This is a genomic window from Neorhizobium descurainiae, assembly GCF_051400715.1.
GTDB lineage: Bacteria > Pseudomonadota > Alphaproteobacteria > Rhizobiales > Rhizobiaceae > Neorhizobium.
Genome location: NZ_JBLFFK010000001.1, coordinates 627,511 through 647,065 on the forward strand (window position 1 = coordinate 627,511; position 19,555 = coordinate 647,065).

Here is a 19,555-nt window from a genome sequence, read left to right on the forward strand (position 1 = left end):
CGCCGATATGTCCAGTCAGGCTGCTTCGACGGTCAGATCGCGGCCGCTCGCCGCGACGATCTTCACCCGCGTGCCGGCCGGCAGGTCCGGCCCCATGACCGACCACCAGGTATCGTCCAGGCGGATGCGTCCGCGTCCTTCCGTGATCGGCTCGTTGAGCGTCGCCGTGCGTCCGATCAGGCTTTCGCCGCGGCGGTTCAGGAGCGGTTCGTCGCTCGTCTCCTTGCGGCTGGCGTAGAAGCGGCGGCCGGCAAGCGCGAAGGCGATCGCCAGCACCGCAAAGACCAGGAACTGGATCTGCCAGCTCCAGAAGCCTGCATCCCAAAACATCAGCGACAGCGCGCCGACGACGATGGCGGCGGCACCGATCCAGATCAGGAAGACGCCCGGCGCGGCGAGTTCGGCGGCCAGCAGGATGAGGCCGAGAATCCACCAGCTCCAGGGACCGAGACTGCTTGTCGCATCTTGCAGCATGGCTCAGGTCTCGGAGGAGGGCAGCGGAGGGTTGAGCGGATTGACGGCCGGCGTGGTGCGCGCGCCAACCGGCGGGCGCGGCGGCGCCGGCGGACGGGGCTGGACGACGGAGCCCGAACCGTCGCCGAAAACCTCCTTGGCGATGGCGCCGATGCCGCCGAGCGAACCGATGATCGAGGAGGCTTCGAGCGGCATCAGCACGATCTTGGCATTGGTCGCCCTGCCGATCTCCACCAGCGCCTCGGTATATTTCTGCGCCACGAAATAGTTGATGGCCTGCACGTCGCCGGCGGCGATCGCCTGCGAGACGAATTGCGTCGCCTTGGCTTCGGCTTCCGCCAGGCGCTCGCGCGCCTCCGCCTCCCGGAAGGCGGCCTCGCGTTCGCCCTCGGCCTTCAGCACGGCTGCCTGCTTGGCGCCTTCGGCCCGGAGGATCTGGGCGCTGCGGGAGCCTTCGGCCTCAAGAATCTGGGCGCGCTTCTCGCGCTCCGCCTTCATCTGCCGGCCCATGGATTCGACGAGATCGGCAGGCGGCTGGATATCCTTGATCTCGACTCGCGTCACCTTGATGCCCCAGGGGCCGACGGCTTCGTCGACGACGCGCAGCAGCCGCTCGTTGATGACCTCGCGGTTGGAGAGCAGTTCGTCGAGATCCATCGAGCCCATGACGGAACGGATATTGGTCATGGTGAGGTTCTGGATGGCGTTTTCGAGATTGGAGATCTGGTAGGCCGCCTGGGCCGGATTGAGCACCTGATAGAAAGCGACGGCATCGGCCGAGACGCTCGCGTTGTCCTTGGTGATGACCTCCTGGGTCGGAATGTCGAGCACCTGTTCCATGACGTTCATCCGAACGCCGATGCGCTCGATGAAGGGGGTGATCAGGTTCAGGCCCGGATCGAGCGTGCGGGTATAACGGCCGAAGCGCTCCACGGTGTAGCGATAGCCCTGCGGCACGGTCTTGATCCCGGCGAACAGGATCAGGATGACCAGAACGACCAAGGCGATCACGACGATATCGAATCCACCCAGAACCATGAATTTCCTCCATCTTCCGGCGCCGCGCGCCACCCATCGACGTCGTGAGTAGCACGTTCTCCGCAAGGAAGAAACGACGGTCGCTCCGGCCGCGCTCCTGTTGTCCGGCACGTCTTTTCACAGGCGCCTCATCGCTTTACATAGCAGGCGTGAAACCCGGTCGCAGCCTACCCGGTCAAAACAAGGACAAGCTCATGAAAACCATCGTCGTCTGCTCCGGCGGACTGGATTCCGTTTCCCTCGCCCATAAAATCGCGGCGGAGCGGGAACTTCTCGGCCTCATCTCCTTCGACTACGGCCAGAGGCATCGCAAGGAACTCGATTTCGCAGGCGCCTGCGCCAGGCGTCTCGGCGTCTTTCATCAGGTCATCGACATGCGGTCCATCGGCAGGGAGCTTTCCGGCTCGGCGCTGACCGATGATGTCGACGTGCCGGACGGACACTATGCCGAGGAGACGATGCGCATCACGGTCGTGCCGAACCGCAACGCGATCATGCTTTCCGTCGCATTCGGTATCGCGGCGGCAAGACAGGCCGAAGCCGTGGCGATCGCCGTCCATGGCGGCGACCATTTCATCTATCCTGATTGCCGCCCGGGCTTCATCGAGGCCTTTCAGACGATGCAGGACCATGCGCTCGACGGGTATGCTTCGGTGAAATTGCTGGCGCCGTATGTGAACGGCTCGAAGGCGGATATCGTCGCGGACGGCGCGCGCCGCGGCACACCGTTTGCGGAAACCTGGTCCTGCTACAAGGGCGGCGAGCGCCATTGCGGCCGATGCGGAACCTGTGTCGAAAGGCGGGAAGCCTTTCATCTGGCCGGCGTCGAAGACCCGACCGATTATGATGACCCGGATTTCTGGAAGGCAGCGATAGAGGGATTTCGTGCCACCGAAATACGCTGAGGCAACCGGTCAGCTGCGGAGCATGCCGAGCACGTCGTCGGTGCGGCGCACGTCGCCGAAGGCCGAGGCGATGTTGATCAGCGCCCAGACGTGTTCGTCGTCGGTGACGGCGGCATTGGCGTCTTCGACGAAGACGACCTTGTAGCCGATCATCATGGCGTCGCGTGCGCTCGACTCGCAGCAGCGGTTGGTGAGCGTGCCGGCGATCACAACCGTATCGATGCCCTTCTCACGCAGGATGCCGTCGAGCGGAGAGGCGCCCTGGATGAAGCAGGAGAAACGGTCCTTCGAGACCTGCAGGTCTTCCGGCCGCATGTCGAGGCCATCGGCAAGGCCGTGAAGTTCGGAGCCTTCCGTCATGGCGGCGAGATGGGAGCGAGCGAATTCCGGCGTGGTGAAATGGTCGTAGAAAACCGTCCAGGGATGGGCGCCATGTGCATCCGTCAGCGCCGTCGTGACCCAGGCGACCGTGCCGCCGGCATTCCGTAGCGCGTCGGCCAGCCGGTTGATGTTGGGGATGATGCCGCGGGCAAGCGGTACCTCTATCGGCGCTCCTTCGGTGACGAAGGCCTTCTGCATGTCGATGACGACGAGTGCGGTCTTCTTCGCGTCCAGCCGGCCGAAGATTGCGAATCGGCCGCGGCGCCTTGCGATCCGCTCTCGGATCTCTTCGGGGATTCCGACCGCGTGCATGCGCCTAGACCCAGCCCTGAAGCTCGCGGCGGACGACCTTTTCCAGCACGGTCATGCCTCCCTCGCTGTCGTTGAGACAGGGGATATGGGCGAATTTCTCGCCGCCGTGATGCAGGAAGATTTCCTCCGCCCCGACGGCGATTTCCTCCAGCGTCTCCAGACAGTCGGAGACGAAGCCGGGGTTCATGACAGCGATGCGTTTGACCCCGTCACCGGCAAGCTTTTCGACCGTCTTGTCCGTATAGGGCTGCAGCCATTCCTCCGGTCCGAAGCGGGACTGGAAGGTGACCATGAAGTTCTTTTCGGAGAGACCGAGCGCCTCGCGCAGCAGCCGCCCGGTCGCCTCGCATTGCTCGCGGTAGGGATCGCCCTTTTCAGAGTAGGAGACCGGGATGCCATGGAAGGAGGCGAGCAGCATTTCCGGCTCCCAATCGAGCGTCGAAAGCTTCTTCCGGACGGAGGCGGCAAGCGCCTCGATATAGGCGGGGTCGTCGGGATAGGGCGGCACGGTGCGCAGAGCCGGCTGCCAGCGCAGCTTCATCAGGTGCTCGAAAGCCTTGTCGTTGACGGTGGCGGTCGTGGAGGCGGAATATTGCGGATAGAGCGGGAAGATCAGGAGCTTGTCGCAGCCCCGTTCCTTCAGCGCGTCGATGCGCGAGGCGATCGACGGCTGGCCATAGCGCATCGCCCAGTCGACCGCGACATCCGGCAGGTCCTTCAGCCGTTCGGTCATCAGCTCGGATTGGTTGCGGGTATAGGTACGCAGGTAGCTCTCGCTCAGATCCTTGTTCCAGATCGCCTCATAGGCCTTTCCGACCTTCTGCGGGCGCTTGTTCAGGACGATGCCGTAGAGGATCGGATACCAGTAAAGCCGCGACCATTCGATCACCCGCCGGTCGGATAGGAACTCGGCGAGGTATCGCCGCATCGGCCAGTAGTCCGTGCCGTCAGGCGTGCCGAGATTGACGAGCAGCACGCCGACCTTGCCGGAAGTCACCTTCTGACGATTGGAGGACATAGGGGCGGAGGTCGAGTTCATGGAACACTTTCAGACTGAAGAAGCCGGCGCGTTCACGCGCTTTGATGTTGCAGATTACTTAGAAAGAAAAACCGGCCCGGGAAACCCCGGACCGGCGCGAGAAGCGGGACAAATTGTCCTTGTCGAGTTGAGGCCGGCTTATCTGGCCGGCAGTTCCAGTTCGGCGCCGACGTGGATGAGATTCGGATTGCGCAGCGAATTGGCTTCCGCAATCCGCGTCCATTCCTCGCCGTTGCCGTAATGAGCCTCGGCGATCTTCCAGAGCGAATCGCCTCTCGCGACCGTGTATTTGGTCGGGCCGGCCGGAGCCGATGCGGCGGGTGCTGCCGGAGCAGGCGTGGCTGGTGCCGCCGGAGCGGGGGTCGCCGGAGCAGGGGTAGCTGGCGCGGCTGGAGCAGGTGCCGGTGTGGCAGGAGCGGCGGGCGCCGGAGTTGCCTGGGCCGATTGCGACGGAGCAGGAGCAGCCGGCGGAGCCGCGGGCGCGGGCTTTGCGGGCGGCGTGTAGTCGGCGGGCGTGAGGTCGGTGATGCGGCCGTCCGTATAGGGCTTGTAGGGGTTCCGGGCAGCAATGAATTCCGCCGTCACGTCTGCGAGGTCCGGACCGTAGTCATAGGCGTTCTGGCCGCCGGTCTTGAAGACGGCATAGCCGTCGCCGCCGGCGCGCATGAAGTTGTTGCTGGTCACGCCATAGGTCTTGGCCGGATCGAGCGGCACGAAATTGTCGCCTTCCTTCACCTGCACGTCGCTGACCTTGGCGCCGGCCGGCCTAGACTTGTCGAAGGAGTATTTGAGGCCGGAGACCTGCGGGAAGCGGCCGGCGCCGTCGTCGATCTGGCTCACGCCGTTTTCGAGCGCCTTCACCACGTCGGCGCCGGTGAGCTGGAAGGTCGAAAGCGTGTTCTGGAAGGGCAGCACGCTGACGACTTCGCCCTGGGTAACCTCGCCGGCGTCGATCGAGGCACGCAAGCCCCCGCCGTTCTGGATGGCGATCTGGATGCCCTGGTTCTTCACGCGGTCGAGCATGGCGTCCGCCACCAGGTTGCCCATCGTGCATTCCTTGGCGCGGCAAATGCGGCGATCGCCATCGATCACGGCTTCGGAGGTCCCGACGACCTTCTTCTTCATGTCCTCGATCGGCTTCTTCAGCTCCACGATCCGTGCGGCCAAAGCCTGATCCGGCTGGAATGCCTTGTCGACGAGGATCGGCTCGCCGGTTGCTTCCTTGACGACGCCGCTGTCATCGAAAACGACCTTCACCTCGCCGAGATATTTCGAATACTGAAAGGCCTGGACGACCGGAACCTTATAGCCGCCGGGATTGTCGACCCAAGTCGGGTAGGGACCTTCGGCACCCGCGACCGTGTTGGAGAGCAGGGTGTGCGAATGGCCGCCGACAATGACGTCGATATCCGCGATCTTGGCAAGGACATCGACATCCCGCCGGTAGCCGACATGGGTGAGCGCGATAATCTTGTTGACCCCCTGCGCCTTCAGTTTTCCGACTTCCGCTTCGATGGCCGGGACATCATCGGTGATTTGCACGTTCGGGCCGGGAGAGGCGATCTCGTTCGTATCGGTGGTGACCACGCCGATGATGCCGATCTTTTGGCCGCCCACATCGAGAACGACCGCAGGCTTCACGCGGTCCCCGAGCGTCGATTGCGGATTGGCTTTGACATTGGCGCCCAGGACAGGGAATTTCACTCCCTCAAGAAAGGGCGCAAGCGCCTTTTCGCCGTCGTCGAATTCGTGGTTGCCCACCGTCATCGCGTCGAAGCCGATTGCATTCATCACTTCGAGTTCGGCCGCACCCTTGAGCGTGCTGTAGAACAGCGAACCTTGGAAGTTGTCGCCAGCGTTCAAGGTCAGCACATTCTTGCCGGCAAGAGCCGTGCGCCGCTGATCGATAGCCGTCTTCATGCGGGCCGCGCCCCCGAAGCATTCGCCCTTGCCCTCGTCTTCCGCCGAGCAGGTGGAATCGGTCTTGTTGATGGATTCGATACGCGAATGGAAGTCGTTGATGTGCAGGATATTGAGCTCGAAATCGGCGAGCGCCGCGCCGCCTGAAAGGGCCAGGACCGAAGCGGTCATCAGCCCGAACCTCAATGTCTTCATCATCTGGTCTCTCTCCTGTTTGTCCGATCGGCTTCTCGCCGCCTCACCAAGACTATCTAACGTCCCACCGTGACAATCGTTGTGCAGGGCATGTTTTCATCAAGAGGAAGCCGTTTCAAGGGAAATATGACAATGGTGCGCGCTTTGGGTTCATGCGCGCAAAACGCGAAAACCCCGCCGGGGCGGGGTTTCCAAAAATGCCGGTTTTCCAGGGTTGTCAGCCTCGGCGCATGAGCGAGAACTGGGCCCCGCTGTCCTGCGTGCAATTGAGCTGGCTCGGCGTGACGAGCGAGCAGTTGACGCGCGACTGCGTCTTTCTCACGAGCGAGGTCATGCTGATCTCGACGAGCGTCGGCGAGAGATTGACGTAGGTGCCGGAAGCCAGCAGCGTGTTGCTGTCGCTGGAGCGGGTGTTGAACGTGCCGCCCTGGAAGCTGGAGACGATGCCGTTCGGATCGACCCAGGAGCCCTCGACCCCTCGCGGCTGCGTCGGCTGGGGAAGCTGGCGCTGCGGCGGCGCGGAAACGCAGGCGGTCAGGCTGGCTGCGGCGATGAGCGCAAGGCTCGCTTTCAATTTCATGAGGTGTCTCCCGCGATTCGGTCCGTCCCTTGGGGCACAAACATGCCGCCTCGGACCTATGTAACGCAAGATGTGGCCTTGAAAAGGCAGGAGCTTTCAACACACAAAAAACCGCCTGCCGGATGGCAGGCGGTCGTTCGAGCATTCGCAGGGCGGTTCTCAGCGCACCAGGATGTTCCTGAACTGCCAGGGATCCTTCTCGTCGATGTCTTCCGGGAAGAGGCCCGGGCGACCGTCGAGCGGGGTCCAGTCGGTATAATGACCTTCGACCGGGCCGAGATAGGGAAGCTGCACTTCGAGGCAGCGCTTGTAGTCGATCTCGTCGGCTTCAACGATGCCGGCCGTCGGGTTTTCGATCGCCCAGACCATGCCGGCGAGCACGGCGGAGGTCACCTGCAGGCCGGTGGCGTTCTGGTAAGGCGCGATGCGGCGGGTTTCTTCGACCGACAGGCGCGAACCGTACCAGTAGGCGTTCTTCTCGTGGCCGTAGAGCAGGACGCCGAGTTCGTCGATGCCGTCCTCCAGTTCGTCCTCGTCGAGAACGTGGTGGACCGGCTGCGGCGTGCCGCCGTTGCCGAACATCTCGTGCAGCGAAAGTACGGCGTCATTGGCCGGGTGATAGGCATAATGGCAGGTCGGGCGGAAGGTCACGTCGCCATCCTTGTCCCGGACCGTGAAATAGTCGGCGATCGAGATGGATTCGTTGTGGGTGACGAGGAAGCCGTATTGGGGGCCGGGGGTCGGGCACCAGCTGCGGACGCGGGTGTTGGCGCCCGGCTGTTCCAGATAGATGGCGGCCTGGCAGCCCTTCTTGTGCTTCTTGGCGTTCTTCGGCATCCACTCCTCATGCGTGCCCCAGCCGAGTTCGGCCGGCTGCAGGCCTTCGGAGATGAAGCCTTCGACGGACCAGGTGTTCCAGAAGACGTTGAGCGGCTTCGGATGCTTGGTGCGCTGGGTATCGCGCTCGGCGATATGGACGCCCTTGACGCCGAGCTTCTTCATGAGCTTCGCCCAGCCCTCGCGGTCGTGCTGGTCCGGTTCTTCGAACTTCAGGCCGGTATCCTTGGCGAGGTTGACGAGCGCCTGCTTGACGAACCAGGAGACCATGCCGGGGTTCGCGCCGCAGGTGGAAACGGCCGTCGCGCCGCCGGGGTTCTTCTTCTTTTCGTGGCGAAGGGTTTCGCGCAATGCATAGTTGGTGCGGTCGGCGTTCTTCAGGCTCTTGTCGAAATAGAAGCCGAGCCAGGGCTCGACGACGGTGTCGATGTAGAGAGCGTCGAGCTTGCGGCACAGCTTCATGATGTCGAGCGAGCCGGTATCGACCGAGAGATTGACGCAGAAGCCCTGGCCGCCGCCGGCGGTCAGCAGCGGCTTCAGCAGCTCCTTGTAGTTTTCCTTGGTGACATATTCCTGGATGTAGCGGACGCCGTGCTTCTCAAGGATATCCTTGTGATCGTCGCTCGGATCGATGACGACCATCCGGCTCTTGTCGAACTTGAAATGGCGTTCGATCAGCGGCAGCGTGCCGCGGCCGATCGAACCGAAGCCGATCATCACGATCGGGCCGGTGATTTCGCCATACACCGGATAGTTCTGTTCCGTCATTCTTTTCTCCTTGGAAAGGCAACGAAGGCGTTCAGCCTGAAGAATTCTTCTGAGTGCCGCAGGCATCGCAAAATGACTGGGCGAAGTGACCGGCTCTAACCATAAAACGTCGTCACAATAAAGAGCTTGCTGTTTTTCCGAAGCAGATCGGCTGATTTATCCGACCGTAACCGGCGCATCGGCGGATTTCCGTAGCAGCGCGACGAGTTCGGCACGCTTGGCGGAGAGCCCCTTGTAATCGGTCTGCGCGGCGTTGAGCGCTTCGAGCTGGTCGGCGAGCGAGGCCGCGAGCTGCCGGGCATTCGGCTGGCCCATGATCGCCGTCACCGGATCGAGATAGATGCGGATGGTGAAGAGAATGTCGCCCGAGACCGGCATTTTCCTCAACGTCTGGCGCTCGACGCGGATGAAGGCCTCTTCCGGCGGGATGTCCTTCGTTTCGGACGCCGGCTGCGAAGCCGGACGGTAGAGCTTGTAGCCCCAGTTGACCGACCAGTTCCAGCGGACCACGATCCGGCCCGGCGGGAGATTGTCGAACATGCGGTTGATCAGGCCGGCATTGCGGCTGCCGCCCTCAAAATCCGGCACCGGCGCATGCACCTCGTCCATCACCTTGCCGAATTTTTCCGTGAGAGACCAGGAGGAGGGAAACGCCAGGAAGGCGGCGGCGAGGCGCCAGCCCTTCTCCCCCTTGCGCATGACGACGAGATCGTCCTGCACCAGAAGTCCGGCACGGAACAACGGCGGCAGGGACCCATCCGAGAGGTCGAGGCGATGGCCCGCCATTTCCATGACGTCGCCGGCGCGGCGGTAGATGGCCGGATGATGGGAAGGGAGGTAGTCGACGAGCGCATCGAGGATTTCCCGCTGCGCTTCCTCGGTGCCCGGCTCGGCGCGGAACACCTGATCGCCGTGCTCGGCAGACAGCCTCCTCTTTTCCGCCAGGTGATAGGCGAGATCGCCGTCCGGCTCGATCCAGCGGGCCGGATCGAGCTGCAGGAGCCCGATCGTGAACGGCTTCGAAGAACCGTCATAGGGCGTGTAGGTGAGCGTCTTGTCGTTCATTGCTGTCCGGGATGTGTCGTTTCAGGATCGGTTTAGGCCAAATTCACCCACTTGTAAAAATCGCCGTCGAAGACTTGGAACAGGCCGCTGCCGCCCTACAAATTATTTCGCAATGCAACATGCGGGGGCGGGAATCTGATGAAATTGATCAGCAGGGCCTTTTATGTCGCTGTCGGAACGGCCTTCAAGGCAAAGGGATCGCGGGAGATCGCCTTGAGGGCCTGGACGCGGCTTTCACTTCTGCAGCAGGAAGGCTTGAACAATCGCAATGACTGGCCGATGTGGCTCTTGTTCTGGATGGTGTTCCTTGCCGGGTGCACCTTGGCAGCCAAGGTAACCTCCCCGGAAGGATGCGATCCGGAACGGTTGCAGTATTACCCGATGAGTAAATGCTGACTGCGGACGGCGTCATTGGGCCGGCGTGCCCTGATGGAAGGCCATGCGCCATTTGCCGTCGGCATCGAACCGCCAGATCGAACTGCGGTTGGTGAAGAGCTTGCCGCCATGGTCGTTGACGCGGATGCCTCGATAGGTTGCGAGCGCGACGGTATCGCTGAGAAGCGAAACGGCGAAATCGGCAATCGCGGTGTTGTTCGGTTCGACCTCGGAGGTGAGGCGCGGAATGATGTCGTCGAAGGTATAACTGAGGCCGGAGCGGCCGAATTCGCGGAAATCAGGAGCCAGAAGCTCACGCAACTTCGCTTCGGATCTGCGGACTTCGGGGCTCTGCAATGCGGTTTCAAGCGAGAGGAGATGTTCGGCAAGGGATTGTGCTTCGGCCATTATCCGGGTCCTCCAGATCCATGGCCAGTAGCAATGGATGATCGCGGCTGGACGAATTCTGCTGCGATCAGGCCGCGCAGGGAATTGCCGACGAAGAACCGGCGGTTCTCGATATCGGCAAGGCGAAGGACCTGGCTGCGCGCCTTCCGCTCGCGGATCAATTCCGCCCGCAATATGCCGGGCAGGAGCCCGCTCGTCAGCGGCGGCGTCAGCAGATTGCCGTCGGCTTCCGCGACGAAGACGTTGGTGATCGTTCCTTCGCAGAGTTCGCCGTGCTCGTTGAGAAGCAGGACCTCGTCCGCCTCCTCGGGCGGGAATTCGGCGCGTGCGGCTTCGTAGAGTTCCCGGCGGGAGGTCTTGTGGCGGAACAGAGGATCGTCCGACGGAAGTTTCGTTTCCGCGACGCGCACGCGCCATACGGTATCGGCCGGGAAGGGGGTGAAAGGCGTCGTGGTGATCTCTATCCTGCCGCGATAGGTCATGACGAGGCGCACCCGCAGGGCTGTTTCACCGGAAACGGCCGTTTCGAGCTGCCTCGGCAAATCCGGCGGCGGCTGACGGAAGCCCAGCGCATCGGCCGACCGGCTGAGGCGGCGCAGGTGCTGCGCCACGCGCAGGAAGCCGGCGTCCGGTTCCCAGCGCATCGTTTCGATCAGCGAGAAATCCATTGGTCGCCCACCGCAAACCGTGCCTTCAAGAGACACTCGTCGTATTCGGCCTCCGCCTTCGAGTCGAAGACGATGCCGCCGCCGACATTGAAGACGGCCTTGCCGTCGTTGAAAAGCGTGATCGTGCGGATCGCCACGGAAAAACGCATCGGCCCGGCCGGGTCGCAATAGCCGATCGCACCGCAATAGGCGTCGCGGGGGCCGGTTTCGAGCGCCCCGAGGATCTTCATCGCCCACATTTTCGGCGCCCCGGTGATGGAGCCGCAGGGGAAAAGAGCCGCGAGGATTTCGGGAAAGCCGATCTCCGGTAGGAGTTTCGCCCGCACATGGCTGACCATCTGGTGCAAGGTCGGATAGGTTTCGATGGCGAAGAGCTTCGGAACGGAGAGCGTCCCCACCTCGCTGATCAGGGAAATGTCGTTGCGCAGCAGGTCGACGATCATGCGGTTCTCGGCCAGCGTCTTCTCGTCGGCCAGCATCTCCTCGATGATCGCCGCATCTTCCTCCGGGGTTTTGCCGCGCGGGGCGGTGCCCTTCATCGGATGGGTTTCGATGAAACGGTCGGCATCGACCGAGAAGAAAAGCTCCGGCGATCGCGACAGGACGATCGGGCCGCCGCAACCCCCGGCAAGATCGATGAGCGCGCCGTAATGCACCGGCTGGCGCGCCACGAGGGACCAGAATGCCTGGCGCGGATCGCCTTGCCAGCGGGCGGTGATCGGCATCGTGAGGTTAGCCTGGTAGCAGTCGCCCCGGCGCAGGTGCCGGTGGAGCCTGTCGAAGCGTTCCCGATAGGCCGCGAAATCCCAGGCGGCGCGGGGTTCCGTCAGGAAGGGCTCTTCGTTTGGTGCAGGTGCCGGCAGGGCCAGGGGGTGTTCATGGCGGGCGGGAGCGTCGAATATTCCCATGGCGAGCAGGGGCGTCGGCCGATTTTCAACGATCAGGTGCCGGAGCTTTTCCTCGAAGACGTACCCTGCCTCGTAGGAAATATAGCCCGCCAGCCACTGGCCCGCGCGGCGCGCTTCCTCCAGGCGCCGCAGCGCAGGCGGAACCCCGCCGGCCTCATGCGCGGTCACGATCTCCTTCGGCCGGTCGAAGACGAGGCTCCGTCCGGCGGGATCGTCGCGAAAGAGCGCATAGGGGCCCGTATGTTCCATGGTGCAGGCGCTTTCCGGTCAAGCGCGGTCCAAAGCCTCCAGCTCGTCGATCAGGCTTTCGATCATCGACAGCCCCTTCGACCAGAAGGACGGATCGGTGGCGTCGAGGCCGAAGGGTTTCAGAAGTTCGGAGTGATGCTTGGTGCCGCCGGCCTTGAGCAGCTCGAAATACTTCTGCTGGAAGCCGGGAGCGGCGTTCTGGTAGACCGCGTAGAGCGAATTCACCAGGCAGTCGCCGAAGGCATAGGCATAGACGTAGAAGGGCGAGTGGATGAAGTGGGGGATATAGGTCCACCATGTCTCGTAGCCTTCGGAGATCCTGATCGCCGGGCCGAGGCTTTCGCCCTGGACGGAAAGCCAGAGCTCGCCGATCTGCTCGGCGGTGAGCTCGCCTTCCTTGCGGGCCGTGTGGACCTTGCGCTCGAACTGGTAGAAGGCGATCTGGCGGACCACCGTGTTGATCATGTCCTCGACCTTCTGCGCGAGCATCGCCTTGCGCTGGCGCTTGTCCCTGGTCTTTTCGAGCAGCGCGCGGAAGGTCAGCATCTCGCCGAAGACGGAGGCGGTTTCGGCGAGCGTCAGCGGCGTCTGGCACATCAAGGCGCCCTGGCCGCCGGCAAGCACCTGGTGCACCCCATGGCCGAGCTCATGGGCGAGCGTCATCACGTCGCGCGGCTTGCCCATGTAGTTGACGAGCACATAAGGGTGGGCGGAGGGCACGACGGGATGGGCGAAGGCGCCCGGCGCCTTGCCGGGGCGCACCGGCGCGTCGATCCATTCCTCGTCGAAGAAGCGCCCGGCGATATCCGCCATTTCCGGTGCGAAGCCGCGATAGGCGGAGAGGACCGTCTCCTTCGCGTCGGTCCAGGGGATGAGCGCGGTCGGGGTTTCCGGCAGCGGCGCATTGCGGTCCCAGAAATTCAATTGCTCCATGCCGAGCCATTGCGCCTTCATCGCATAATAGCGGTGGGAGAGGCGCGGATAGGCCTGCCTGACCGCCTCCGCCAGCGCATCGACCACCTCGCGTTCGACGCGGTTGGCGAGATGGCGCGAATCGGCGATGTCCTCGAAGCCCCGCCAGCGGTCGGAAATCTCCTTGTCCTTGGCGAGCGTATTGGTGACCAGCGTGAAGATGCGCAGGTTTTCGCCGAACGTCTTCGAAAGTGCCGCGGCCGCCTTGGCGCGCACCTCCGGCTCGGGCTCCTGCAGCATGTTGAGGGTCACTTCGAGCGGCAGCTTTTCGCCGTCCACCTCGAAGCGCAGCTCCGCCATGGTCTCGTCGAAGAGACGGTTGAAGGCCGCTGCCGATGTCATCGATTTTTCAAGGAAAAGCTGCTCCAGCTTGTCCTCGAGCTGGAAGGGCTTGTCCTTTCTGAGATCGACGATCCAGGGGCGGTAGTGCCCGGCCGCCGGATCGCGGTCCATGCAGGCGTCCATCACCGCGTCGTCGATGCGGTTCAGTTCCAGCGAAAAGAACAGGAGATGCGAAGAGAGATCGGTGAGCTTCGCCTGCGCGTCGCCATAGAACTTGCCGTTCGCGGGATTGGCGGTGTCGGAGAAATAGGTGAGGCCGGCGAAGGAGCCGATCTTGCCGAGGAGATCGTCGAGCGCCTCGTATTCCTCAAGCGCCTCGCCGATGCCGCCCGCGCCGGTTTTCGCCGCGGCCTCGGCAAGCCTGCCCTTCCACTTTTCCTCGAAGGCGAGCGCGAGCCTTTCCGCCTTCGCCACGTCGGCGGTGAAGGCCGGAGCGTCCTTGGCCGGATAGAGATCGGAAAGCTTCCAGACCGGCAGAAGCCCGAGCGCCGGATCGGTTGCGGCAGCGCCGGCGTCGGTCGCGGCAGGAATTTCCAGGATCGCGGGTGCGGACGGTCTCATCGGTTCTTTCCTTCTCGATTGCCGGCTTTCGTCATGACGGACTGTTTTCCTCGCCAGCCGTTAAAATGCAAGCTTTTCTCAAAAGGGGATGTTCAAGCCTTTCTGACACAACCGTCAGCGTAAAAGCCCGAAAAGGGGGCACGATGAACGTTGCTGGGAGCCGAGCATGATTGCGCACATCCTTGTCGTCGATGACGATCCGATTCAGCGTCGCCTGCTGAAGAATGCGGTAGAGCGTTATGGCCACGCCGCACATCTCGCCGAAAACGGCCTTGTTGCGCTGGAGTTCCTGAAGCGCACCGCAAACGACATCAACGTCATCGTGCTCGACCTGATGATGCCGGAGATGGACGGTCTCACCTTCCTCGCCGCCATCCGCGAGCTCGGGATCGACATCCCGGTCATCGTCCAGACCGGCCAGGGCAGCATCGAGTCGGTGGTGCAGGCCATGCGCGCCGGCGCCTTCGATTTCGTCGTCAAGCCGGTGTCGCCGGAGCGGATCGGGACATCGATCGCCAATGCGCTCAAGCTCGACCAGAAGGAATCGAGGGCTCGCACGGGCCGCCGCCAGCGTGCAGGCGCCGTGGGTTTCGGCGATATCGTTTCGGCAAGCCCCGACATGCTGCGCGTCATCGATCTCGCGCAGCGCGCCGCCCATTCCAACATTCCGGTGGTGCTGGAAGGCGAATCCGGCGTCGGCAAGGAAATGGTCGCCCGCGCGATCCAGTCGAACGGCGACCGCGCCGGCAAGCCGTTCATCACCGTCAATTGCGGCGCGATCCCGCACAATCTGGTGGAAAGCATTCTCTTCGGCCATGAGAAGGGAGCCTTCACCGGAGCCACCGAGCGCCACACCGGCAAGTTCGTGGAAGCCGACGGCGGCACGCTCTTCCTCGACGAGATCGGCGACCTGCCGCTCGAAGTCCAGGTGAAGCTCCTGCGCGCCGTGCAGCAGGGCGAGATCGAGACCGTCGGCGCGGCACGCGTCCAGAAGGTCAATGTCCGGCTCATCTCGGCCACCAACAAGGACCTGATCGAGGAGGTGCGCGCCGGCCGTTTCCGCGAGGATCTCTATTACCGCCTCAACGTCTTCCCGATCACCATTCCGGCTCTGCGCCGCCGCAAGGAGGACATTCCGCATCTGGCGCGCGTCTTCGCGGAGCGCTTCTCGATCGAGCAGAAGCTGCCGAGGACGCTCACCGTCGGCGCCGGCGCGCTGGCGCTTCTCACCGCCTACGATTGGCCGGGCAATATCCGCCAGCTCGAAAACGCCGTCTTCCGCGCAGTGGTGCTCTCCGAAGGCGACGAGCTGACGGAAGCGGACTTCCCGCAGATCGCCGCGCAGCTTCCCGAATTCCGCACGGCCGAGCTTGCCGCCGTCGCCGTCGCGCCCAGTCCGGCTGCGGCATCGGAGCAGGCGGTGCGGGAGGCGCTCGCCGAATCGCCCGTCTTCGCCAACGGCGATAACAGGACGCATGCCGCCAAGCCGGATGCCAGGGCGATGCTCGCCGCCGCCTATCCTTCGGAAAACATCATCGTCAGCACCGACGAGGCGGGCGAGGTGAGGAAGCTGGCCGATGTGGAGGAAGAGCTGATCCGCTTCGCGCTGAAGTTCTATCGCGGCCAGATGAGCCAGGTCGCCCGCAAACTGGGCATCGGACGCTCGACTCTCTACCGGAAACTCAAGGATTATGGCATCGATCCCGACGATCCGCTCAAGGAAGCGGCGTGAAATGAACCGTTAATTTCCCCGGCTTGCGCACGCCGCGCCGGAAACGAACGGAGCGGCGCGTCCCGAACCTTAAGATATCCACCGATGTCATTGAGCCGAAACAGATTTTCCATGCGGCGACGTGCATTAGCAATTGTTAACCTTCACGCAAGGATGTCCTGTCAGCTTCTGTCAATCTCCGGTTAGTCATTTGTTGACTATAAGGAAGAAGCTTGTACATGTGTGGCACATTTGCCATCGTGTCACCGCATTTGACAGTCATTTGAGGCAACGTGGGACGTTGTCGACAGGACGGGGATCGTTTTGCCGGATCAATATGCAAAAGAAACGCCTTCGGGTGAGAAGGCGCACGGCGGCAAAGCCGGGCTCTTCAGAACTCTCGCCAGACGCGTTGCGGCCGTCGCCCTGTTGGTCCTGACGGCGCTGCCGGCCCTTTCCCTTTCCGCAGCCGATGCCGCCGCCGAAAACAGAAGCCTCAAACTCTACTACATCCATACCGGCGAGAAGGCGGTGATCACCTTCAAGCGGAACGGCAGATACGACCAGAAGGGTCTGGCGCAGATCAACCATCTCCTGCGCGACTGGCGCAAGAACGAGCCGACCAAGATGGACCCGCGGCTCTTCGATCTGGTGTGGGAGGTCTATCGCCGCAGCGGCGCGACGGACTATATCCACGTCGTTTCCGCCTATCGCTCCCCGGCCACCAACGGCATGCTGCGTTCCCGCTCGCGTAACACGGGCGTCGCCAAGAACAGCCAGCACATGCTCGGCAAGGCCATGGACTTTTACATTCCGGGCGTGAAGCTTGCGACGCTCAGGGCGCTCGCCATGCAGATGCAGGTGGGCGGCGTCGGCTATTATCCGCGCTCCGGTTCGCCTTTCGTGCATCTCGATGTCGGCGGCGTGCGCGCCTGGCCGCGCATGACGCGCCAGGAACTCGTGCAGATCTTCCCGAAGGGCAACACGATCCATCTTCCGGCCGACGGCAAGCCGTTGCCGGGTTACGAACAAGCGCTGGCGGACTACAAGAAGCGCGTCAGCTCCAGCTCGATCCAGGTCGCCAGCACGGCCGGCGGCAGCATCCGCGGCGACAGCGAGCGCAAGCGGCAGCCGAACCTGCTCGCCTTCCTGTTCGGAGGCGGCGGTGCCGACGAGGAAGAGGACAACGCGGAAAGCAGCGCGCCCGCCGTGGCGCAGCGTCCGGCGCCGGCTCAGAAGCCTCCTGCCGCGCAGGAAGACGAGGATGCCGCAGCGCAGGTGATGGTCGCTTCCGCCCCGCCGCAGCAGCCCGACAACATCGCAGCGCCGGTGCCGCTTTCGCGTCCGGCCTTCCGTTCGGATGCCGCCCCGGGCGGCGGGCTTGCGACGGCGCTCTATTCGCCGGCGCGCAATTCGGCCCAGGAAGCGCTCGCCATGCAGGCGTCAGCGCCTGCCAATGCGCCGCAGCCCGGCACGGAGACCTTTGCCGATCTTTCCGCCTATGACATTCCGGTCCCGACGCTGCTCGGGCCGCGCGGGCTCAAAGGGGATGCCGAAAACGGCGTGATGACGGCTTCCGTCGGTCAGATGCCGGCTCTCGAGAACATGGCTTCCATCCCGTTGCCGGTCCATCGCCCGGCCACTCCCGCGGCCCCGGCAGTCGCCGCCGCGCCGCCCCAGACGGAAGAGCAGCAGGAACTGACGCCAGCACTCGTCGCGGCTCTGGCCCAGAGCGTGGAATATCAGCGTCCGTCGTTGCCTCCTGCTCAGCCAACCCTTGCCGCAGGCGCAGCCGTTCCGGCGCCGAAGGCGTCGCCTGCGCCTCTGCCCCAGCCAGCGCCGGTTCAGAAGCCGGTTGAAACTGCCGCGATCTCTCCGAAGGTCATCCAGCCTTCCGCGAGCAAGGGCAGGCAGTTCGGCGACGGATTCGACGCCCCGAAGGCTCCGGTTTCCGCTTCGACGGGCGCACTCCCGGTGCCTTCCAAAGGCGGGCGTGCCGGCCAGCCAGCCTCCCAGGCTGCCAACGGTGCTCTGACCGGCGACATGCTGGCGAAATGGGCCCTCAACAACAATCGCCCCGATGCCGCCGCTTCCATGAAGGCGCCGCGCGTGGTCAGCCGCACGCTCAACAGCGAATATTCGGCCGCCTATTCCGGCGGCGGGTTCAAGCCGGTCACCGCGGCCGCGGCGATCGATCCCGGCCGCTTCAGCGGACCGGCCAACTGATCTTCTGATCAACAGGCAAAATAAAACCCGCCAATGGCGGGTTTTTTCATGGCCGGGCTGCCTTTTGAAATCAGGCGGCGTCCTGATCCGGAGCGGATTCGATCATCCCGAGCGCCTGCAGATAGGTGTCGAGGATCATGTCCTCTTCCATGCGCTCCTGATCGTCCTTCTTGCGCAGCGCGATGACCTTCTTGAGGATCTTCGTGTCGAAGCCCATGGACTTGGCTTCGCCGTAGACGTCCTTGATGTCGTCGGCGATCGTCTTCTTTTCTTCTTCCAGTCTTTCGATGCGCTCGACAAATGCGCGGAGTTGGTCGCGGGCGACGCCATGAGCATCAGACATCGGGGCCTCCTGATCGTAGAAAATTTGAATGAGTGGTCGTCAAGTGCCGAAAAGGAAGACCGAGGTCAAGCCCAATCGGCCGGTTGATCAGCCATGGGCGGGGTTGTTCACGTCGAATGCGGCTTTTTGCGCATCGCTGGCTTCGGCCTGATGCAGATTCTTCCAGTCCTCATAGGGCATGCCGTAGACGATCTCGCGGGAAGCATCCTTGCTCAAATCGACGCCCGCCTCCTCGGCCGCCTCGCGATACCAGTTGGAAAGGCAGTTGCGGCAGAAGCCGGCGAGGTTCATCAGATCGATATTCTGCACGTCGGCGCGTTCGCGCAGATGCCGGACGAGCCGGCGGAAGGCCGCTGCCTCGAATTCCGTCTGCTGTTCCTTGGTAAGTTCGGTCATCGGAACGCCTCCTGATATGCGCGTCAGGCTGGATAGGGGCCGGTGCGCGAGGGGAAAATCCTGTATTCGTGCAATGTGGGGTCGGCGTTGAGCGTCTTGAAGACCGGCGTCAGCCTTTCCGCCCAGGCGGCGATGCCGGCCTCGTCGCCGATCAGGTCCTGGCGCACTTCGAGAAGCGCATGCGGCGTGCCCGACATCATGCAATGGCGGTACATGGTGTCGCCCTTCAGCGCGCCGTCATAGGGCTCGTTGTCGCCGACGGTGATGTCGCCCGGGGCCTTGAGCAGTTCGAGGAACGGAAGAACGGCGCGATGGTCGCTGTCCCAGAGCACGGCCGCATGCCAGGGCCGCGGCACGCCTTTCCAGAAGGGCGTGAAGGAATGCAGCGAAACCACGAGCGGCGCCCGGCCGGAAGCGCCCGCCCTGGCGATCGTGCGCTCGACAGCGCGATGGTAGGGCCGGTGATAGGCGCCGAGGCGGAAATCCCACTCTTCCTCGGTGATCGGATGGTTGCCGGGAATGATCGCGCCGTCGGAGATTTTCATGATCAGCGTCGGATCGTCCTCGCCGCGGTTCGGGTCGATCAGCAGGCGGGAGAAGCAGCCGAGCACGGCCGGCACGTTCAGCATGGCGGCGAGGCTGCGGGTCAGCCCTTCGATGCCGATATCGAAGGCGATGTGGCGGTGGAAGGCGCTTTCCGGCAGGCCAAGGCTGCCATAGGCGGCGGGCAGGTGGTTCATCGCATGGTCTGCCAGAAGCACCATGCCGCTGTCATAATCGCCCTCTATGATCTCGAAAGGAGTGAAGTCCTGCATCGTTGTCGGAACAGTCGGATGATTTTCTTGCGTGACGCCCTTCGGCGTCCCCTGAGGGAGGCCGTTG

The 19,555-nt window shown here is 63.3% G+C and carries 18 protein-coding genes and 2 pseudogenes; 5 read left to right on the plus strand and 15 right to left on the minus strand.

The genetic code is table 11. The features are described from left to right. Nucleotides 1–15: 15 nt before the first annotated feature. Nucleotides 16–474: an NfeD family protein gene (locus ACMGE0_RS02890; RefSeq protein ID WP_436814348.1), complete on the minus strand. Its 459-nt coding sequence runs from the start codon at nucleotides 472–474 to the stop codon at nucleotides 16–18. 3 nt (nucleotides 475–477) lie between these two features. Then, complete coding sequence (locus ACMGE0_RS02895; protein WP_436814349.1) at nucleotides 478–1,512, minus strand: SPFH domain-containing protein; 1,035 nt, start codon at nucleotides 1,510–1,512, stop codon at nucleotides 478–480. A gap of 194 nt (nucleotides 1,513–1,706) precedes the next feature. On the opposite strand from ACMGE0_RS02895, the gene queC reads away from it, so the two are divergent. After that, nucleotides 1,707–2,417, plus strand: coding sequence for a 7-cyano-7-deazaguanine synthase QueC (gene queC / locus ACMGE0_RS02900; RefSeq protein WP_436814350.1), 711 nt, complete (start codon nucleotides 1,707–1,709; stop codon nucleotides 2,415–2,417). Between the two features lie 9 nt (nucleotides 2,418–2,426). On the opposite strand, the gene ACMGE0_RS02905 is transcribed toward queC, so the two are convergent. The 6 genes from ACMGE0_RS02905 to ACMGE0_RS02930 all read right to left on the minus strand — a co-directional run bounded on the left by ACMGE0_RS02905 (nucleotide 2,427) and on the right by ACMGE0_RS02930 (nucleotide 9,514). After that, on the minus strand, nucleotides 2,427–3,110 hold the full coding sequence (locus ACMGE0_RS02905; protein WP_436814351.1) for an isochorismatase family protein: 684 nt from the start codon (nucleotides 3,108–3,110) through the stop codon (nucleotides 2,427–2,429). A gap of 4 nt (nucleotides 3,111–3,114) precedes the next feature. Next, nucleotides 3,115–4,149 (minus strand): ferrochelatase, encoded by a 1,035-nt coding sequence (gene hemH, locus ACMGE0_RS02910; RefSeq protein ID WP_436814352.1) that lies wholly within the window; start codon nucleotides 4,147–4,149, stop codon nucleotides 3,115–3,117. 138 nt (nucleotides 4,150–4,287) lie between these two features. After that, entirely contained in the window at nucleotides 4,288–6,267 is a 1,980-nt protein-coding gene (locus ACMGE0_RS02915; protein ID WP_436814353.1) for a 5'-nucleotidase C-terminal domain-containing protein, read from the minus strand. A gap of 214 nt (nucleotides 6,268–6,481) precedes the next feature. Further along, nucleotides 6,482–6,844, minus strand: a complete 363-nt coding sequence (omp10, locus tag ACMGE0_RS02920; RefSeq protein ID WP_436814354.1) for an outer membrane lipoprotein Omp10 — start codon at nucleotides 6,842–6,844, stop codon at nucleotides 6,482–6,484. A gap of 159 nt (nucleotides 6,845–7,003) precedes the next feature. Further along, nucleotides 7,004–8,449: a homospermidine synthase gene (locus tag ACMGE0_RS02925; protein WP_436814355.1), complete on the minus strand. Its 1,446-nt coding sequence runs from the start codon at nucleotides 8,447–8,449 to the stop codon at nucleotides 7,004–7,006. A 156-nt stretch (nucleotides 8,450–8,605) separates the two neighbouring features. Then, complete coding sequence (locus ACMGE0_RS02930; protein WP_436814356.1) at nucleotides 8,606–9,514, minus strand: heme-dependent oxidative N-demethylase family protein; 909 nt, start codon at nucleotides 9,512–9,514, stop codon at nucleotides 8,606–8,608. Between the two features lie 138 nt (nucleotides 9,515–9,652). On the opposite strand from ACMGE0_RS02930, the gene ACMGE0_RS02935 reads away from it, so the two are divergent. Further along, nucleotides 9,653–9,910, plus strand: coding sequence for an SH3 domain-containing protein (locus ACMGE0_RS02935; protein ID WP_436814357.1), 258 nt, complete (start codon nucleotides 9,653–9,655; stop codon nucleotides 9,908–9,910). Nucleotides 9,911–9,922: 12 nt separating this feature from the next. On the opposite strand, the gene ACMGE0_RS02940 is transcribed toward ACMGE0_RS02935, so the two are convergent. The 4 genes from ACMGE0_RS02940 to ACMGE0_RS02955 are packed head-to-tail and all read right to left on the minus strand — an operon-like array spanning nucleotide 9,923 to nucleotide 13,997. Then, nucleotides 9,923–10,297: a nuclear transport factor 2 family protein gene (locus ACMGE0_RS02940; RefSeq protein WP_436814358.1), complete on the minus strand. Its 375-nt coding sequence runs from the start codon at nucleotides 10,295–10,297 to the stop codon at nucleotides 9,923–9,925. Next, nucleotides 10,297–10,965 carry an aminotransferase class IV family protein gene (locus ACMGE0_RS02945; protein ID WP_436814359.1) on the minus strand — a complete coding sequence of 223 codons (669 nt, stop codon included), beginning with the start codon at nucleotides 10,963–10,965 and terminating at the stop codon, nucleotides 10,297–10,299. Before ACMGE0_RS02945 ends, ACMGE0_RS02940 begins: the two co-directional genes overlap by 1 nt. Next, complete coding sequence (locus ACMGE0_RS02950; protein ID WP_436814360.1) at nucleotides 10,950–12,122, minus strand: aminodeoxychorismate synthase component I; 1,173 nt, start codon at nucleotides 12,120–12,122, stop codon at nucleotides 10,950–10,952. The genes ACMGE0_RS02945 and ACMGE0_RS02950 overlap by 16 nt, the downstream gene beginning before the upstream one ends. An 18-nt stretch (nucleotides 12,123–12,140) precedes the next feature. Further along, nucleotides 12,141–13,997, minus strand: coding sequence for a M3 family oligoendopeptidase (locus ACMGE0_RS02955; protein ID WP_436814361.1), 1,857 nt, complete (start codon nucleotides 13,995–13,997; stop codon nucleotides 12,141–12,143). Nucleotides 13,998–14,163: 166 nt separating this feature from the next. Between ACMGE0_RS02955 and ACMGE0_RS02960 the strand changes: the two are divergent. From ACMGE0_RS02960 to ACMGE0_RS02970, 3 genes and pseudogenes are all read left to right on the plus strand, one after another. Further along, nucleotides 14,164–15,355: pseudogene (locus ACMGE0_RS02960) on the plus strand (sigma-54-dependent transcriptional regulator); the annotation flags it as partial. 170 nt (nucleotides 15,356–15,525) lie between these two features. Further along, nucleotides 15,526–15,729, plus strand: a pseudogene (locus tag ACMGE0_RS02965) (helix-turn-helix domain-containing protein); the annotation flags it as partial. Between the two features lie 303 nt (nucleotides 15,730–16,032). Next, a complete protein-coding gene (locus tag ACMGE0_RS02970) occupies nucleotides 16,033–17,934 on the plus strand; it encodes a peptidoglycan L,D-endopeptidase MepK (protein ID WP_436814362.1) in 1,902 nt (633 codons plus the stop codon). A gap of 70 nt (nucleotides 17,935–18,004) precedes the next feature. On the opposite strand, the gene ACMGE0_RS02975 is transcribed toward ACMGE0_RS02970, so the two are convergent. From ACMGE0_RS02975 to ACMGE0_RS02985, 3 genes are all read right to left on the minus strand, one after another. Continuing rightward, a complete protein-coding gene (locus ACMGE0_RS02975; RefSeq protein WP_105374520.1) occupies nucleotides 18,005–18,277 on the minus strand; it encodes a DUF2312 domain-containing protein in 273 nt (90 codons plus the stop codon). 87 nt (nucleotides 18,278–18,364) lie between these two features. Continuing rightward, a complete protein-coding gene (locus tag ACMGE0_RS02980; protein ID WP_436814363.1) occupies nucleotides 18,365–18,673 on the minus strand; it encodes a DUF1244 domain-containing protein in 309 nt (102 codons plus the stop codon). 23 nt (nucleotides 18,674–18,696) lie between these two features. Beyond that, entirely contained in the window at nucleotides 18,697–19,488 is a 792-nt protein-coding gene (locus tag ACMGE0_RS02985; protein WP_436814364.1) for an N-formylglutamate amidohydrolase, read from the minus strand. Between the last annotated feature and the right edge of the window lie 67 nt (nucleotides 19,489–19,555).

Bases quoted from the DNA above. Each gene is read 5' to 3' on its own strand.
- ACMGE0_RS02985 (WP_436814364.1), bottom strand. From the start codon at position 19,488: ATGCAGGACTTCACTCCTTTCGAGATCATAGAGGGCGATTATGACAGC.
- ACMGE0_RS02950 (WP_436814360.1), bottom strand. From the start codon at position 12,122: ATGGAACATACGGGCCCCTATGCGCTCTTTCGCGACGATCCCGCCGGA.
- ACMGE0_RS02930 (WP_436814356.1), bottom strand. From the start codon at position 9,514: ATGAACGACAAGACGCTCACCTACACGCCCTATGACGGTTCTTCGAAG.
- ACMGE0_RS02925 (WP_436814355.1), bottom strand. From the start codon at position 8,449: ATGACGGAACAGAACTATCCGGTGTATGGCGAAATCACCGGCCCGATC.
- ACMGE0_RS02905 (WP_436814351.1), bottom strand. From the start codon at position 3,110: ATGCACGCGGTCGGAATCCCCGAAGAGATCCGAGAGCGGATCGCAAGG.
- ACMGE0_RS02955 (WP_436814361.1), bottom strand. From the start codon at position 13,997: ATGAGACCGTCCGCACCCGCGATCCTGGAAATTCCTGCCGCGACCGAC.
- hemH (WP_436814352.1), bottom strand. From the start codon at position 4,149: ATGAACTCGACCTCCGCCCCTATGTCCTCCAATCGTCAGAAGGTGACT.
- omp10 (WP_436814354.1), bottom strand. From the start codon at position 6,844: ATGAAATTGAAAGCGAGCCTTGCGCTCATCGCCGCAGCCAGCCTGACC.
- ACMGE0_RS02940 (WP_436814358.1), bottom strand. From the start codon at position 10,297: ATGGCCGAAGCACAATCCCTTGCCGAACATCTCCTCTCGCTTGAAACC.
- ACMGE0_RS02980 (WP_436814363.1), bottom strand. From the start codon at position 18,673: ATGACCGAACTTACCAAGGAACAGCAGACGGAATTCGAGGCAGCGGCC.
- queC (WP_436814350.1), top strand. From the start codon at position 1,707: ATGAAAACCATCGTCGTCTGCTCCGGCGGACTGGATTCCGTTTCCCTC.
- ACMGE0_RS02895 (WP_436814349.1), bottom strand. From the start codon at position 1,512: ATGGTTCTGGGTGGATTCGATATCGTCGTGATCGCCTTGGTCGTTCTG.
- ACMGE0_RS02975 (WP_105374520.1), bottom strand. From the start codon at position 18,277: ATGTCTGATGCTCATGGCGTCGCCCGCGACCAACTCCGCGCATTTGTC.
- ACMGE0_RS02915 (WP_436814353.1), bottom strand. From the start codon at position 6,267: ATGATGAAGACATTGAGGTTCGGGCTGATGACCGCTTCGGTCCTGGCC.
- ACMGE0_RS02890 (WP_436814348.1), bottom strand. From the start codon at position 474: ATGCTGCAAGATGCGACAAGCAGTCTCGGTCCCTGGAGCTGGTGGATT.
- ACMGE0_RS02945 (WP_436814359.1), bottom strand. From the start codon at position 10,965: ATGGATTTCTCGCTGATCGAAACGATGCGCTGGGAACCGGACGCCGGC.
- ACMGE0_RS02935 (WP_436814357.1), top strand. From the start codon at position 9,653: ATGAAATTGATCAGCAGGGCCTTTTATGTCGCTGTCGGAACGGCCTTC.